Origin of the sequence: Flavivirga rizhaonensis (genome assembly GCF_004791695.1) — a bacterium.
Classification (GTDB): domain Bacteria; phylum Bacteroidota; class Bacteroidia; order Flavobacteriales; family Flavobacteriaceae; genus Flavivirga; species Flavivirga rizhaonensis.
Map to the genome: position 1 here is coordinate 1 of NZ_SRSO01000035.1, position 15,289 is coordinate 15,289.

At 33.0% G+C, this 15,289-nt stretch carries 16 protein-coding genes; 12 read left to right on the forward strand and 4 right to left on the reverse strand.

The features are described from left to right. The first annotated feature begins 321 nt into the window (after positions 1 to 321). From EM932_RS18265 to EM932_RS18275, 3 genes are all read left to right on the forward strand, one after another. Positions 322 to 687 carry a hypothetical protein gene (locus EM932_RS18265; RefSeq protein ID WP_135878649.1) on the forward strand — a complete coding sequence of 122 codons (366 nt, stop codon included), beginning with the start codon at positions 322 to 324 and terminating at the stop codon, positions 685 to 687. Between the two features lie 156 nt (positions 688 to 843). Further along, positions 844 to 1,191 carry a hypothetical protein gene (locus EM932_RS18270; RefSeq protein WP_135878650.1) on the forward strand — a complete coding sequence of 116 codons (348 nt, stop codon included), beginning with the start codon at positions 844 to 846 and terminating at the stop codon, positions 1,189 to 1,191. 558 nt (positions 1,192 to 1,749) lie between these two features. Then, positions 1,750 to 2,508 (forward strand): GNAT family N-acetyltransferase, encoded by a 759-nt coding sequence (locus tag EM932_RS18275; RefSeq protein ID WP_170179846.1) that lies wholly within the window; start codon positions 1,750 to 1,752, stop codon positions 2,506 to 2,508. A gap of 39 nt (positions 2,509 to 2,547) precedes the next feature. Here the strand turns inward: EM932_RS18275 and EM932_RS18280 are convergent, their stop codons facing one another. Further along, complete coding sequence (locus EM932_RS18280; protein WP_069831116.1) at positions 2,548 to 2,751, reverse strand: hypothetical protein; 204 nt, start codon at positions 2,749 to 2,751, stop codon at positions 2,548 to 2,550. Positions 2,752 to 2,891: 140 nt separating this feature from the next. On the opposite strand from EM932_RS18280, the gene EM932_RS18285 reads away from it, so the two are divergent. The 8 genes from EM932_RS18285 (at position 2,892) to EM932_RS18320 (ending at position 10,123) form a co-directional block, all read left to right on the forward strand. Further along, positions 2,892 to 3,107 (forward strand): helix-turn-helix domain-containing protein, encoded by a 216-nt coding sequence (locus EM932_RS18285; protein ID WP_038261148.1) that lies wholly within the window; start codon positions 2,892 to 2,894, stop codon positions 3,105 to 3,107. Positions 3,108 to 3,262: 155 nt separating this feature from the next. Continuing rightward, the gene (locus EM932_RS18290) at positions 3,263 to 3,793 is read left to right on the forward strand and encodes a toxin-antitoxin system YwqK family antitoxin (protein WP_135878652.1); all 531 of its coding nucleotides are present in this window, start codon (positions 3,263 to 3,265) and stop codon (positions 3,791 to 3,793) included. Between the two features lie 171 nt (positions 3,794 to 3,964). Further along, on the forward strand, positions 3,965 to 4,972 hold the full coding sequence (locus EM932_RS18295) for a phosphotransferase (protein WP_135878653.1): 1,008 nt from the start codon (positions 3,965 to 3,967) through the stop codon (positions 4,970 to 4,972). Between the two features lie 204 nt (positions 4,973 to 5,176). After that, a complete protein-coding gene (locus EM932_RS18300; protein WP_135878654.1) occupies positions 5,177 to 5,872 on the forward strand; it encodes a TlpA family protein disulfide reductase in 696 nt (231 codons plus the stop codon). A gap of 140 nt (positions 5,873 to 6,012) precedes the next feature. After that, positions 6,013 to 6,576 carry a Crp/Fnr family transcriptional regulator gene (locus EM932_RS18305; RefSeq protein WP_135878655.1) on the forward strand — a complete coding sequence of 188 codons (564 nt, stop codon included), beginning with the start codon at positions 6,013 to 6,015 and terminating at the stop codon, positions 6,574 to 6,576. 72 nt (positions 6,577 to 6,648) lie between these two features. Then, positions 6,649 to 7,290, forward strand: a complete 642-nt coding sequence (locus EM932_RS18310) for a hypothetical protein (protein ID WP_135878656.1) — start codon at positions 6,649 to 6,651, stop codon at positions 7,288 to 7,290. 627 nt (positions 7,291 to 7,917) lie between these two features. Further along, positions 7,918 to 8,925: a phosphotriesterase family protein gene (locus tag EM932_RS18315; RefSeq protein WP_135878657.1), complete on the forward strand. Its 1,008-nt coding sequence runs from the start codon at positions 7,918 to 7,920 to the stop codon at positions 8,923 to 8,925. A 496-nt stretch (positions 8,926 to 9,421) separates the two neighbouring features. Further along, positions 9,422 to 10,123 carry a toll/interleukin-1 receptor domain-containing protein gene (locus tag EM932_RS18320; protein ID WP_135878658.1) on the forward strand — a complete coding sequence of 234 codons (702 nt, stop codon included), beginning with the start codon at positions 9,422 to 9,424 and terminating at the stop codon, positions 10,121 to 10,123. A gap of 26 nt (positions 10,124 to 10,149) precedes the next feature. On the opposite strand, the gene EM932_RS18325 is transcribed toward EM932_RS18320, so the two are convergent. Continuing rightward, complete coding sequence (locus EM932_RS18325; protein WP_135878659.1) at positions 10,150 to 10,521, reverse strand: helix-turn-helix domain-containing protein; 372 nt, start codon at positions 10,519 to 10,521, stop codon at positions 10,150 to 10,152. A 367-nt stretch (positions 10,522 to 10,888) separates the two neighbouring features. Here EM932_RS18325 and EM932_RS18330 point away from each other — a divergent pair, with 367 nt between their 5' ends. Then, positions 10,889 to 11,221 (forward strand): hypothetical protein, encoded by a 333-nt coding sequence (locus EM932_RS18330; protein ID WP_135878660.1) that lies wholly within the window; start codon positions 10,889 to 10,891, stop codon positions 11,219 to 11,221. A 161-nt stretch (positions 11,222 to 11,382) separates the two neighbouring features. Here EM932_RS18330 and EM932_RS18335 read toward each other — a convergent pair whose 3' ends face one another. Both EM932_RS18335 and EM932_RS18340 read right to left on the reverse strand, forming a co-directional pair. Then, the gene (locus EM932_RS18335; RefSeq protein WP_135878661.1) at positions 11,383 to 12,636 is read right to left on the reverse strand and encodes a PepSY-associated TM helix domain-containing protein; all 1,254 of its coding nucleotides are present in this window, start codon (positions 12,634 to 12,636) and stop codon (positions 11,383 to 11,385) included. 179 nt (positions 12,637 to 12,815) lie between these two features. Continuing rightward, a complete protein-coding gene (locus EM932_RS18340; RefSeq protein ID WP_135878662.1) occupies positions 12,816 to 15,155 on the reverse strand; it encodes a TonB-dependent receptor in 2,340 nt (779 codons plus the stop codon). Positions 15,156 to 15,289: the final 134 nt, after the last annotated feature.

Below are 15,289 nucleotides of genomic sequence, written 5' to 3' on the forward strand. Positions count from 1 at the left end.
TGCTATTTTAAACTATAAAAGTATCTCGGTCTTAGGCAAACTGACCTAAAAACAACATTATTCACAAGGCTTTTCATTAAAATCAATCTAAGCTTTTCAATAAATAAAAAGACTTACGGATTTAAGGTTAAAAACTAGTGGCGGGAAAGGTTACCAGCAAGAGTAAGAAAAAAATAAATAAGATAGTTATCTGTTTCTCGCCACCAGTCGCAAACTGGCGGGAGCGGGGGCTTAAAACACGCAACAAACCATATACAAAACCGTTGTGTGTAATTTAACGCAACCAAACCCGAATTTGAACATCTATTAAAAAACGGAATTATGAAAAATTTAAAAATAATCGGATTACTCTTTTTAATCGGAATTTACTCATCTTGTAATAATGACGATGATAATAATTCTCAAGCTTTGAGCGGAATCTATACGGAAATTTCACCTGTAAGTGGACGTTCGCAATTGAATTTCGTTATTGGAAATAAAGTAATTAAATCAGAACCTGGAAATTCAACTGAAGATGTATTCACTTATGAAATAATCGGAAACGTGATTAAGCTAACGCCTACTTGGGACAATACCACAACTCAAGAATTCGAAATTGAAATTATGAATAACTCAAAATTTGAAATTGAAAACCTTTATCCAAGCGTTGGAGTAAATCCGACCACTTATATGACTTTTGAAAAATAAAAAACTACACACAACAAAGTGTAAAAATAATGCTTAGTTTAGTGCTTAATCAAGAGTCCGTGCACTTTTGTTACATCTGATTTTCCTTCGGAAAATCCTCGCACACAAAACCGCATTATTCTTATACATAAACGTTGTAGAGCATTAAAAAAAGAAATGAAGATCTGGAATAAAATATTTTTTGGTTTAGGGATAATCCCTTATTGTTTCATCCTTCCAATTTTGACTTTCTATTTTCATGCAGGAAAAATCCTTGGTCATTTACCAAGCTATAACCAACCAGATCCTAAAACACTTGAAATATATGCTACATACTCTCCTGTCGTCAATTTGACAACATTGACTTGGTTCTATTCATTTGTTATTTGGCTTGTTATATCGATTATTTATCTAATCATTTTTAGAAAAAATATTTATTGGAAACCGTTAAAATTGAGTGCCGTAGGACAACTTATAGCTTTAGGAATTGTGTTCTCTGGAATATTGGAATGGTATATTGATTAAAAAATATAAACGCTCTACAACACTAAATAAAGCCAATGCTTAAGTTCAACCCAAATACGACGGTCTCGTCTTTCAACCAACGTCAAGTCCTGCGGACACTGACGTCTCCGAAAGCCCCCGCTACCGCTAGTTTAAAAACTAGTGGAGGTAAAGGTTACCAGCAAGAGTAAGAAAAAAATAAATAATATGGTTATTTGTTTCGTGCCACCAGTTGCAAACTGGCGGGAGCGGGGGTCATTCTGAACACAGTGAAGAATCTCTTAAACAGAACCTTTACAAAAAAATTTACATTTCAATCTCATAACTTCAAAACATCACAACCTTAATAAAAAGACTTACTAACCATATAATTCTACATTATAAGGTAAGTCTGTCAATAAATTAAATAAACTTCTTATATTTAGACAGGTACAAGAAAAATAAACGCCATAAAGTGCATTTATATAATTGTTGTATGCCATTTAAAAAACTCACTCGAAATTAATGTGTGAAGTAAAAAGATTTAACGATTTCAGAGAATTCTATAGATATAACGAGAGTTTTATAAACTCTGACCCAATGCAAAATATATTTTTGAGAAGGGTTATTGACCAAGTGTTTAAAGGACAAATTACTATCTTCAATTTTTTTAATCTATTGGACAAAAATGGAACTCAATTAATAGCCTTAATAGTTGACCAATTCTGTTTGATTTATTCAAATAAATTCAATCCTAAAATGAATGAAGTTCTCTCAGAAGAGCTAGAATTTCATCGTTTTAACAGGTATACTTTTGCTGGAAATAAATTAGTTATAGAAAACTTACTTAACTCACACAACTCGCCATATACAATTCAAAAACATTTATCAATATATCGGTGTGACAAAGTAAATCCTGAATTCGAGCATAATACAGGAACTTGTAAATTAGCCGATTTAAAAGATTTTGAAGAATTAGTGCAACTAAGTCTTTATTTCACAGAAGAATATGACGGAAAGAGAGAAGACATTAATGAAATGAAATCTGTTATTGCATCTGGAATTTCGGAAGAGAATCTTTACCAATGGAGCGATAATGATAGTATCTGTGCAATTGCTTTGGTTATGTATAGAGAACAATTTGGTTTTCCAGAGATTGGACATCTTTTCACCAACCCAAAACATCGAAACAAAAATTATGCTTCTTCACTTGTATATAAAATAACTGAAAGGATTTTGAAAGAAAACAATTTCTGTATGCTTTACACAAATGGACAAAACAAAGCTTCAAATAGAACTTTTGTTAAAGTAGGATATGTGAAAACTGGAGATTATATTATGTGCTTTAAAGAAGCATAAAAATGTATATCATTTCATCAACTCCAATCGCATTTTTATTTAAGATTTTGTCTTTCTTCTAGTCGGATACATCACCTGTTGTTTTTTGAATTGACCGATTTCTTCTCTTAACGTTTGATTGATGTTATGAATTAAGTCATTTTGGAATTTCATAATTCCTAATAAATCGTGCATAGCGTTTAGATTTTCTAATTGCTTATAAACAATCTCTTCTAAATCGGCTTTGGTATATCTTTTGCTCATATCAACATAATTATTAAATATTTCTTTAGAATTTCTAAACAAATCTATTGATTATCTATCAAAATTCAAAATGAATTTATAGATTTTCTAAAGTTTTATATAATAAGACTAAATTTATCTTAACAAATTCGAAAGATTATATGACTTCCTTAGGACTGTATTTAACTAAGAAATCTGTGAATAGAGCTATGGTTTCCAGACGAACTGGAATCAGTCAAGCTAGATTATCGCAATTGACTTCAAACGAATCGACTAAATTGAGAGCTGATGAGTTGTTCTTAATTGCGCTGGCTATTGACATAGACCCAGGAGAAATGTTTAAAGAAATTTTTAAGGATTTAAAATTAGAACAATAAAAAACGGCATACAACAAGGTATAAAATTAATTGCTAGGTGTAGGCTTGCTTACGAAAATCCTCTCGGATTTTCTAGTCGGTTTGTACTTGCTAAAGTTATTGCTTAAAACACGCAACTAATCTTATACTAGACGTTGTAGGTAATTTGACCAAAAATGAGAATAACAATTTACATTCTGACTTTTCTACTTTTTGTGAGTTGTAAAACCACTCAAACTAAATCTGAACTTCCGATAAAAAATACAATAACCGAATACTATGAAAGCGGAGAAATTAAAAGTGTTGGAACAATAGATGACTTTCACAAAGAATTTAATAACTATCGAATTGGATTTTGGAAAGAATTTTACCGAAACGGCAATTTAAAATCTTCTGGAAATTATAAATTGGACACTTATACTCAATGCTGTACAGGCGGAATTTGTGACGGATTTTATAGTTATAAATATGGAGAATGGAATTACTATTACGACAATGGTAAGTTAAAAGCCAAAGGCAAGTACCGAATCGGAAAAAAATACAAAGAAACAAGTTGTGAAGGTGGAGACGAAATAAAATTTGGTTATGTAACTGATAGTTGGAATTTTTATGACAACAACGGAAAGGAAATCGAACCAACCGAAAAAGATATTGCTGAAATTGAAAAAAGTAGTTTTATTGATGAATGGGATATGACGAAAAAATAAAAAACTACCTACAACAATGTGTAAAAATAATGCTAAATTAGGTGCTTAATCGAAGGGTCGTGCACTTTTGTTACATCTGAGTTTTCCTTCGGAAAATCCTCGCTCACAAAACCGCACTATTCTTATACGAGACCGTTAGCAGCAAGCTCGAAAACGACAACATACAGATTAATGAAAGAAACATTCCAAGTAATTAACAGTACACTTTCTGCAAAAAAAATAAGTGACTTTATTCAGCAGAAGTATAATTTAAGTAAGAAAACGGAATGTAAACTTTTTCGAGCTGCAATGAACCATCTTTACATTGTTACTGATGGAGAAAAAAAATTTGCTTTCAGAGTTTATACATTTAATTGGAGAACAAAGCGTGAAATAAATGAAGAACTAAAGCTTCTAATTCATCTAAATACAAATAGCACATCTGTCTCATTTCCAATAGCTGACAACTCTAGTAATTTGGTACAGGAACTTAATGCACCCGAAGGGAAAAGATTTGGAGTACTCTTTTCTTACGCCAAAGGTTCAAAGGTTCCAAATTTTTCACAAGAAGCAAGTTTCATTATTGGAAAAGCATTGGCTAAAGTTCATAAATCCACTGAAAACTATACATTAAATAGAATTAATTACAATTCTAAAACTTTGCTTACAGAATCTCTTCCCAGAACAAAACAGTTTTTCCAAAAAGATTCAGAAGAAATTACATTTTTGGAAACACTATCGAATTTTCTTAAAATCAAATTTGAGAATCTAAAAGAGCAAAATATGCGAAATGGAGCTGTACACTTAGATGTATGGTTTGATAATATGCATATTGACGAAAATAATGAAGTAACTTTTTTTGACTTTGATTTTTGTGGCAATTCTTGGCTATGTCTTGATATTTCTTATTTCTTATTTCAACTTTTTTCAACCCATCTAAATGAAAATGAATATAAAATTAAAGCAGACAGTTTTATAAAAGGATATGAAACCGAAATAGAAATTACTAAAGAAGAAAGGGAATTATTACCATATGCCTGTTTAGCCATTATGGTTTACTATATAAGTATCCAATGTGACCGATTTGATTATTGGACAAACATTTTTTTAAATGAACACCATTTAAAAAGATTTGTTGGAAATTTAAAACGATGGATTAACTTTAATAATATAGAAATTGAACTAAAAGCCAGCTGCTAACAATGGCTATAGTTAATACGGGTTTTGGTGCTTAACCCGAGGTTAAGTAATTTTAACCAAGTCCGCCAAATCTTTTTGATTTGGCTTTATAAAGAAAAAGATAAAACAAAATAAAAAGTTTTGGCTAAGTGCTTAATCGGAAATTAATCGCTTTTTAATTCCCGTACTAACCATAGCCCAGACGTTACCCAACATTATCAAAAAATGAAAAGAGTAATTTTTATAATAGTTTCCTTCGTCATCTTCATAACATTTTGTTTGACTTTGGGTTCTCTAGAATTAAAAAAAACTTATACTGATTTTAAAGAAGATATTAGTTTTGAAAAAACTCAAAAGTTTAATTTGAATGGCATTTTAAAAATAGATTCCACAGTTGTTAATCCAAAAATTCTTGCCGATAAGACAACCTTGGTCCAATTTTCTTTTAATGGATGTACTCCTTGCAGAAAAGCAAAAGACCGCTTTCCTAAACTTCTAAATCAAACAGGTAAAAACTTTCAAATTATTACTATCTCAATTGATAAGTTTGATTTTTGGAAACCTTTAAACGAAAATAAAAATATAAAAAGGTGGACAAGATTAAACATTGGAAATTCGAATTTGATTAAATCTTTAAAAATTATAGGATACCCGACTTATTTTGTTCTTAATGAAAATGGAGAAATTATATCCCGACCCTCTCATTTTAGCGGTATTAAAGCTATTAGAAACTATTTTAAAATTAAGCCAAATATCTTAGACTTATTTATTGAACATATAAGAAACTTGCTAGATAGCAATCGCTTATTTAATTATGTTTTTATGTATACATTTCTTTATCTAATTCTATTCGGAGTTATAATATTACTAAGGCTTTTAATAAAAAAACGTTGGGTAACAAAGTATAAAAATAATGCTTAATTTTAATCCTAAATCAAAAGGCTAGTACGTATTTGGTCACTCTGATTTTCCTGCGGAAAATCCTCGGGCACAAAACCGCACTATTCTTATACGAATCGTTAGCTGCAAGCAAATAATATTTTTGAAAACCTTGAGCAAAATTGAAAAAACCTGAAGATATTTTTGAAAAAATCGGAATTGACCAGAGTCAAGCTTCACTTTGGTCAACAGTATTCAAACATAAAATAACTCTTAAAAAAGGTGAAATATGGCTTAAGGAAGGAGAAGTATGCCAACATTTAGGAATCATTGTAAAGGGAATGTGTCGTCACGGTTTTACAAATTCTGAGGGAGACGATATAACCAGATGGGTGTCACTCGAGTCAGATATTATTACCTCCTTGAGTAGTTTTATTAGTGGTGATAGGAGTAATGAAAGTATTCAAGCTATTGCAACTTCTGAGATATTGTTCGCAGATAAACATGATTGGTTACTATTCTTTAGTCGATATGAGTCTGTAAGACAATATTGGACAAAGACACTTGAACAGTATTTGATTGGATTGGAGGAACGACTTTTCAACCAAATTTCTAAGAAAGCACAAGACAGATATAATTATCTACATAATAAGTATCCAAGATTAATCAGGGAAGTACCAAATAAGTATATCGCTTCAATTTTAGGTATTAATTCACGCCATCTTAGCAGACTGAGGCTCAAGTAGAAATAGACATTTGTCCTGCATAAAATCTATCTGTTCTTCAGAACTTTGCCTTGAATAAAAAATCCAAATATTATGAACTATAATAGAAATACAAGTATTATGCCCTATAGCCGAGTGATATTAGCACTTTTCATCTCTTTTGTATTCTTGCCAAAGTTAATGTCTGGGCAAAATAATTCAGTTAGCGCATTGGAGAATTCAAGCACTCAAAATAATGATGCTATTCAGACCAAGTTTAAGGTTGGTGTTGAAACAAATATTCTACCATTTTTATACAATGGCTATCACGGTTCAATATGGGGAGGTAAAAACGGCTACAGACTGAGGTTAGTAACAGCAAAAACCGACTACCCGAGTTCCACAGTCCCAGAGGGATTTAGCAAAGTTAACTTAACTTTCTACGAAGTTGAATTTGACGCGTTTTTTGGGAGACGAAAATCTGAATTCATAGGATTTTGGTTGGCTTCAGGAATCGGCAGAACAACTCATGAAGCTACCACATCAAATGGTATATCGGACAAAACAACCACCACAGATATTCATTTTGGTATTGGTTATACCTTTTCTGTTTGGAAGGGATTGACTGTTAATCCATGGGTTGGAGGAGCGTGGCATACAGACTTTCCAGATGAAATTGTTGTTGGCTCTGAAATTTGGCGACCGAATAGTCTTTCACCAGTGGGAGGATTGAAGATTGGTTACACAATTTTTTAAGTGACCAAATTGAATATTCTAGTTAATAATTGATAAATACAGTTTTTAATTAAAAAAGTGAATAGCCAGCAGCTAACAAAGAACTAAGCTATAGTTATAATACGGGTTTGATGCTTAACTCTAAGTTTAGAGCTTTAAACCAAGCCCGTCAAATCTTTTGATTTGGCTTTAAAATAAAAAGATAAAACAAAATAAAAGTTTTGGCTAAGTACTAGACCGAAAGTTCAGTTCTCTGAATTCCCGTAACTAACCATAGCCGAGACGTTGTAAACCAGTGAATTCATAATATCTAATTACCCGCTACCGCTAGTTTAAAAACTAGTGGCGGGAAAGGTTACCAGCAAGAGTAAGAAAAAAATAAGTAATATGGTTATTTGTTTCGTGCCACCAGTTGCAAACTGACGGGAGCGGGGCCTTTCTTATTAATCTATCTAATTTAATAGACTATAAACTTAAGACGTATAGCTCATTGCGGCTTAATTCTCTAATCCAAATTCATTACAATTCACTATCTTTCAACTATAAAAACCTAATATGGTATATAAATTAACGGCGTAAATCATTTTTAAACTGTGGCCATATTTCAGGACGAGACATCAGTGAATTCATAATATCTAATTACCCAATATGAATAGTGGCACATTTAAATCATTTATACTCATTACTATAATTTTCTTTATGGTTGGTTGTCGTAAAGACAAGGCGTTAAACCAAATAAATACTGTACAAGGATCCATAAAACCGGAAGCATTGGGAATGTCATTAAGCCATGAACACATCATGTCAAATTTCGGCAAAGACATAAGTGAAACTTCAGTATATGATAGTATTAAATTGTTCAATCAAGTTGTTCCTTATTTAAAGAAAATGAAATCATTAGGCGTTAATTCGATTTTTGATTGCACCGCCGAATATTTTGGTAGGAGGGTTGACTTACTAAAAATGATATCAGATTCTACAGACGTTCAAATCATTACAAATACTGGAATTTATGGTGCGGCAAATGATCGATACATTCCGGAATTCGCTTACCAGGCAAGTGTTGAATCTATCTCAGAAGTTTGGATTAACGAATTTGAAAATGGCATAAGAGATACGGGTATTAAACCTGGCTTTATTAAATTAGCTTTTGATGATACTAAGGCTCCTTCAGATATCGATAGAAAACTATTTGAAGCTGGTTTGCTTACCCACCTAAATACAGGTTTAACGTTGGCGGTACATACCGGGAAAAATATTGAAGCAGTAAAATTGCAGGAAACGCTTCTTAACAAATATAATGTTGACCTGAGTGCATGGGTTTGGACCCATGCTAATAAAGTTGATGATGATCAAATATTAATTGACTATGCCAATAAAGGTGCCTGGATTTCATTAGATGGTGTCAGGGAATCAAATACAACTAAGTATATAGAAAGGATTAAGCTGTTCAAACAAAAAAACTTATTACACAAAATTCTATTATCTCATGACGGGAATGGTTTTCCAAAAGGAGGAAAAATAAGAAAGTTTGAAGCTATTTTTCAAAACTTAATTCCGGATATGCTTAAAAATGGATTTTCAGAAAAGGAAATAAATCAAATATTAATAAGTAATCCAAAAGAGGCTTTAAAAATTAGAGTAAGAAAAGCATAGTATACAATGGATTAACAAAACCATTGAGGAACACGAAAACGATCACTAATGCTGTATAAATGCCTATCAGTAGAAAGTGGTTTTTGCAATAAACTCTAAATAAATGATTTTGCTAAACTAAAGGCTACCGCTAGTTTAAAAACTAGTGGCGGGAAAGGTTACCGGCAAGAGTAAGAAAAAAATAAGTAATACGGTTATTGTTTCGTCTCTCCAGTTGCAAACAGGAAGGAGCGGGGAGGATACCACCCTTTTATATTTTTAATTGTATTAATTATATACCAACATTGGTTGATATTAAAAGTAAAAATATCGAAACTTTTATGCTGTAGCCTAAAACAACTTAAAAAGAAGATAAAACTGTCAATCATTTAAATAAATCTCTTATATTTAGGCAGATATAAGAGAAATAAATGCCATAAGCTGCGTTTATACAATTGTTGTGTTTAATTCGGGGAAAATCGGAATACATCATAAAAAGAAATTAAAAATAAAAATTATGGCAAGATGCACAGCACCATCAAGAGGACATAGAACAGCAAGCGGAGCAGCAGCTTGTCCTGCCTGTGGAGGACGTTCTCGAGGATATAGTTCATATTATACTTCACCTTATTCTTCAAGTAGAAGTAGTTCTGGAAGTAGAAGTTCTGGAATCGGAAGTTCAAGGAGTAGAAAACCAAGCTGGTCTAGTCCTTCATCTGATGTTTATTATACACCAACAGAAATACGGACTTTAGCACCTGTACGTGAGAATATTGAAAAACGCTCAATTATACCTGACCTTCGAGATGTTTTTCTTTGTCACGCTTGGGATGACCGAAAAGATGCTGCAAAGGAACTATACGATTTACTTCAGGAAAATGGAGTATCTGTATGGTTTAGTGAAAAGGATGTTCCATTAGGCTCATCGTTACTTCGAGAGATTGATAAAGGATTAGCAAATTCAAAAATTGGATTAGTTTTGGTAACACCATCTTTTATAGAACGAGTGAAAAATGAGGGAATTGCTGAAAAAGAACTTTCAGCACTTTTAGCACGTGATTTACTTGTTCCAATTGTACATAATACAACATTTGACAGACTTCGTGAAGTTAGTCCTTTGCTTGGTTCGAGAAGTGGTCTTGACACAAATGAAGAGTCAATGCTCAAAGTTGCATTGAAATTAGCAGAATTAGTGGAAGTTGAAGAGGAAGTCGTATAAAAGAACTAAACACAACACCGTTAGATTTAACTTCTTTTCTTTAGCAAATCATATTTGTTAGTAATCGTCGTTTTCAAAAAAGTATAATAGTCCCTTTTATCTTGAGTTAGTTTACTTTCAAGCTTTAAAGACGCTTCGACTATAGACAATAAATCATCTTTACTCTTTAAAATAAATAAGCTACAAAAATCAACATCTAATTGTTCGCTTATAGAATAGATCTTATCCCAACTACTAACGTTTTCAAATCGTTCAACTCTTCCCACCATAGTAGGGTTTGAACCTAACATTAAAGAGAGACTATGCTGAGACAGACCTTTCTCTAGTCTTGCCAATCTAAGAACACATCCTATTTGAATATTTAAAAGATGTAATTCTATTTCATCATACTTTCTCATATTGTAAAATTTGAAAAAATAGCTTAGTTTATTCGGTACAAATTTGTAATGAATAAATATTTTACTATATTGTCCTCAATTATGTAATTTTGCGATTCTTCAAATAAAATATATGAAGCATTCGCTTTGAATCTCGCGCTAGAAAACTGGTAATTTTATAGGAACGAGAAGATAAGTAAGATGCTCACGTCTTTGGGCGTGGGCTCGCTTGTTGTTCCTCGGTATACCAGTACCTCTAGTGCAATAAGTTGAGTTCCACGCCTTTTTTGTTTCCATACATTATAGGTTTTAATGGGGTATTTACCTCATGTTTCAGGCAACTAAACTTTAAATTTTACTAACCAATAAAAAAGTAACATGTATTGCTATGGAAAAAACAGTAGCCGATTTATTACCAGATACTTTTGTAATGCCGCCCTATGCCGTTATAGTCACACTGATTTCGTTGTTGAACAGCTCTGGGTTAACAGATGGCGTTGTAAAACATTGTATAACGGGGCTAAAGATTATCACTATCATGCACCTGTGTAAAAACCACGATATAGAAATCGATATTTTAGAGAAAAAGTATTTCGATGCGTTCTTTGAGAAACTTCCCCAAACATATTATAACAATAGGGAACTGATTACAGAAATTATGATTATTGAAAATATTGACCAATGCGTTAAAGCAAATAAAGTACTAGGTGTTGATAGCTAGAGCCAAATAACACAGTTTCTCTCAGGTGTTTTTGGCTCTTTTTTTAGTGTCATTCAGAGCGTAGCGAAGAATCTCATTATAATATTAAAGACAATAAACAATGCTAGATTCTTCAGTCGTTCCTCCTTTTGAATGACATTCAATGATACTAAGTTTTATACCTAAATCAATGCTTGTTCTTTCTTGGTTCTTTTTCTAAAAAACTCTACAAGTGCAATCACCAAAACACTAGCACCAAACAGCGGAAAAACAATGCCAAGTAAAACAATGAACCCCATAACGCCATAGCCTGCTTTAAACTGCGACGGGACTTTTGGTGTTCCCCACTTTTTATCTGGTTTACGCTTTAAATAAGATATTAATGCTGCGATGGCTATAAAAGCTAATAAAACGGCAACAGTGATCATTAAAACCCAATTCCAGGTACCAAATTGCCCCTGATGAAACGCCATAAACCACATACGACCTCGCATTAAAATACCAACATCTTCCCAATTATGATTTACTAATTGTTTTCCCGAATATTGATCGAAATGAAAACGTTTCTGTGCTCCCAAATCGAATGTTGTATTGAAAATGCTGTACACGCCGTTTTCATCTTTTGGAAGCCCTATACTAACCTCGCCTTTTAAGTCCATAGCTTTTGCAAGCTTTACCATCTCATCTAAAGAAATAGCGTTACCATCCACATTAGATTTTAAACCTCTGGCATCCCAAGTCTTAGGAAACCCAGTGTTAGTAACCCCTTGCACCCATTTAAAACTACTTCCAAAAACGTCTGTCCAAGGCATCCCTCCAGCTAAGGTCATGAGTAATAAAACAGAAATCCAAAACCCAAACACCGTATGCAAGTCTCTAAACAGGATGCGTTTTCCTTGTTTAAAACGCACTCTAAAAAACCCTTTAATGCCCTCCTTTTTACCTGGCCAAAACACATAAATACCCGTAATGATTAATACGAAAAGCCAACTGGCAATAAGTTCTACGATTTTTGTACCGAATTTACCTAGCAGTAGTTCGCCATGCAGCTTTCTAACGGTATTCATATCGGAATCTTTTGGACTAATACGCCCCGTAACTTCGCCTTTATATGGATTTACATACACACTGTTTTTATGGCTAAACATCCCCGAAGTAAACGCGGTGGCTTGATTCGCTTCCGTAGGAACCTCCATCGTATTAGGTGCTTTGTGTAAGGATGGTTTAGCTAATTGCCATTGCTCTTGATACGACATGGCTTCGCCTTCAACGGTAACAACTTTTATATGTGCTTGCTTCGGTGCTTCGTAAGTATCTTTAAACAAATAGATACCTCCAGTAATAGCTAAAAGAATCACAAACGGTAAAGAAATAACACCTGCAATAAAATGCCATTTCCAAAGCCATTGATTTAATTTATTATCTTTTTTAAACATGTTTTAAAAGGGTTTAATGGGGAGTTTAACAAGTGTCATTCAGAGCCTTTCGACTTTGCTCAAGACAGGCTAAAGCGAAGAATCTCTTTTGAAATTAAATATTTGCATATCCGTTTTTTGAGATTTTTCGACTGCGCTCAAAATGACAACCTATAAGCTTTTAGAAAACTCCACAATGATTAAAATTTATAGTTCACTCCAAAATGAAAAGCTCTCGGGTTACCAATGGTATAGTTGTTTTCACTTCTAAATCTATTGTAACTTGCCCTGGCAGCATACAGCTCATCAAAAATATTTAACGCATGTACCCAAACTTCAAAATGTTTAGCGTTATAAGATATCAAAGCATTAAACACATTATGCCCATCGTAAACAGCAGTATCAAAAGTACCATCACCATTATCAACTTGATTTTCAAAACTGGTGTTGTATTTACCAACCAATTCATGCGTTACACTTAATAAAAGCCCCTTGATTACCTGAGGTTTATAAATGATTTTAGAAGTCCCTAAAAGCTGAGGTGCAGTTTCTCTATCGGTATCTGAATAATCGACCCCTCTGTCAAAGAAATTAACATACCTGTGTTTTGCAAAGCTTCCGTTATGGCTAATGGTTAATGCTTCAACTGGGTTATATTTAATACCATATTCAATACCAAACGAACGTGTTTTTCCTGCATTGGCGTTAAAAAACTCATCATTTTCATCGCGCAACGTAATAAGCGTATTCTTGCCTTCTAAAAGATATAAAGCAATATCTGCTTTTAAAGTGTTTGATGGCCTGATATAAGTTCCCATCTCAAAATTATCATAACTGCTCGGCTTTAAATCAAACACATCGCCTCCAACACCAACAAAACTATTACGGTATAAGGTTGACGTTTGCGGTGGAGTAAATCCGTTTGAATAATTAGCATACAGTCCAAGTTTTTCAGACAGATTATAATTCGCCCCAAATTTTGGAGATACATTGCTATATGTATTTTTAGAATCTTTAGGTCCAGCAATTCCATCGACTAAATTATTGTAATCATACTCAAAACCATCATATCGTAAAGATGCTGTTAGTTTCAATTTTTCGGCTGGGTTAATTTCATATTGAAAATAGCCCGCATAATTTAAAATACTGGCATCGTAATTTAGAATATAATCACCGGCGTTTAATGTATATCCTATGTTTTGACCTGTAGCCGTATCAACCCTTACTGAAATTGTCTCGGCTATATATTCTTGCGGAGAATAATCTACCGAAGACCCTACAATTAATAAAGAATTTGCAAAATCAAAATCTACTTTATGTTGCACCAAGCCAACATAACTTGAAAATGAATTTTCATTAACTTCTCCACTTCCAAAACCTGTTAATTGTCCGCTATTTCTAAACTGTCTAATACGGTACGATGGGGTTTGTCCCATCTCGTTTTTTCTAAATACAAAGTTGAAAGCCGTTTTGTTATTAGCATTCCAGATTTTATCTAAGGAGCTTCTAAGCCTAAAAGAAAAAGCTTCTCGTTTGGTAAAGGTTTGATCGCTTTCATAATTACCTCCAGAATAATCGGCTTCGCTTATAGATCCTGTCATGTCTGATCTATAATCAATAATATCGAATACATTTGTCCAGTTTAACCTTGATGACAAATGGTTTACGTTTTTAAATGTCAACGCGAATTTTTCATAATCACTGTGCTCTACAGGACCATCTTTACGCTTTGTAGACTGTGTGCCAACATAAAAACCAACATTTTTGCCAGCGTACTTAGACAACTCTAATTCATAACGTGTTAAGCCCATATCGTTAATTTGAAATCCGGCATGTCCTGAAAAATCTCTGGTTGGGTTTTTAGTAATGAAGTTAAAACTCCCTCCAATGGCTTCGCTTCCATAAATACTGGATGCAGGGCCTTTTAAAACTTCTAAACGATCAAAGGCCACATCATTCATTTCTAAAAGTGCGTTGTGGTTAAAAACGGCTGTTGGACGAATTGGTAATCCGTCTTCAACATATAAAAACAACGATTTTGTAGATATTGGAGAACGCACAGACATAAAATGTTGCTCGTTACTGGCTGCTCTGGAAGTAGACATTAAAACACCTGGAACATCATTTACTAACTGGTCGATACCTAGTGCTTTTGTTTCTAAAATATCTTTAGATGATATCACCGAAATGGAAGCTGGAACTTCTCTTCTTTTTTGAGTTTCTCTACTGGCAGAAATAACAACTTCTCCTAAAGCTTCATCATCATAAACAAGAACGATGATGTTATCTCCTTTTGATAATGTTTTGGTTACTGTTTTATAACCTATAAACTTTACAATAACAGACGTATTGGCTTCTAAGGAAATTGAAAATTCGCCATTACTATCTGAAACGATAGCGTTTTGTAAATTAATTTGAGACTGAATGGTGGCTTGTACCAATGGCTGATTATTAACATCTACAACTTTTCCGCTGTATTTATTTTGCGCATACACGCATAAACTTGTAAACAAAGTTGCAAGCACTAATATGTTTTTCATTTTTAGTTCTAATTAATATTTTAAATATTGGATACACCAGTACATGATCCATGAAATTATACTGATTATATGGAATGAAATTTAATTTATAGAATAAACTTACTATATCTCATTGTCGCAAGTTATCTGGAGAT

Bases quoted from the DNA above. Each gene is read 5' to 3' on its own strand.
- EM932_RS18295 (WP_135878653.1), top strand. From the start codon at position 3,965: ATGAAAGAAACATTCCAAGTAATTAACAGTACACTTTCTGCAAAAAAA.
- EM932_RS18300 (WP_135878654.1), top strand. From the start codon at position 5,177: ATGAAAAGAGTAATTTTTATAATAGTTTCCTTCGTCATCTTCATAACA.
- EM932_RS18330 (WP_135878660.1), top strand. From the start codon at position 10,889: ATGGAAAAAACAGTAGCCGATTTATTACCAGATACTTTTGTAATGCCG.
- EM932_RS18285 (WP_038261148.1), top strand. From the start codon at position 2,892: ATGACTTCCTTAGGACTGTATTTAACTAAGAAATCTGTGAATAGAGCT.
- EM932_RS18315 (WP_135878657.1), top strand. From the start codon at position 7,918: ATGAATAGTGGCACATTTAAATCATTTATACTCATTACTATAATTTTC.
- EM932_RS18270 (WP_135878650.1), top strand. From the start codon at position 844: ATGAAGATCTGGAATAAAATATTTTTTGGTTTAGGGATAATCCCTTAT.
- EM932_RS18275 (WP_170179846.1), top strand. From the start codon at position 1,750: ATGCAAAATATATTTTTGAGAAGGGTTATTGACCAAGTGTTTAAAGGA.
- EM932_RS18325 (WP_135878659.1), bottom strand. From the start codon at position 10,521: ATGAGAAAGTATGATGAAATAGAATTACATCTTTTAAATATTCAAATA.
- EM932_RS18280 (WP_069831116.1), bottom strand. From the start codon at position 2,751: ATGAGCAAAAGATATACCAAAGCCGATTTAGAAGAGATTGTTTATAAG.
- EM932_RS18265 (WP_135878649.1), top strand. From the start codon at position 322: ATGAAAAATTTAAAAATAATCGGATTACTCTTTTTAATCGGAATTTAC.
- EM932_RS18320 (WP_135878658.1), top strand. From the start codon at position 9,422: ATGGCAAGATGCACAGCACCATCAAGAGGACATAGAACAGCAAGCGGA.
- EM932_RS18290 (WP_135878652.1), top strand. From the start codon at position 3,263: ATGAGAATAACAATTTACATTCTGACTTTTCTACTTTTTGTGAGTTGT.
- EM932_RS18340 (WP_135878662.1), bottom strand. From the start codon at position 15,155: ATGAAAAACATATTAGTGCTTGCAACTTTGTTTACAAGTTTATGCGTG.
- EM932_RS18310 (WP_135878656.1), top strand. From the start codon at position 6,649: ATGAACTATAATAGAAATACAAGTATTATGCCCTATAGCCGAGTGATA.
- EM932_RS18335 (WP_135878661.1), bottom strand. From the start codon at position 12,636: ATGTTTAAAAAAGATAATAAATTAAATCAATGGCTTTGGAAATGGCAT.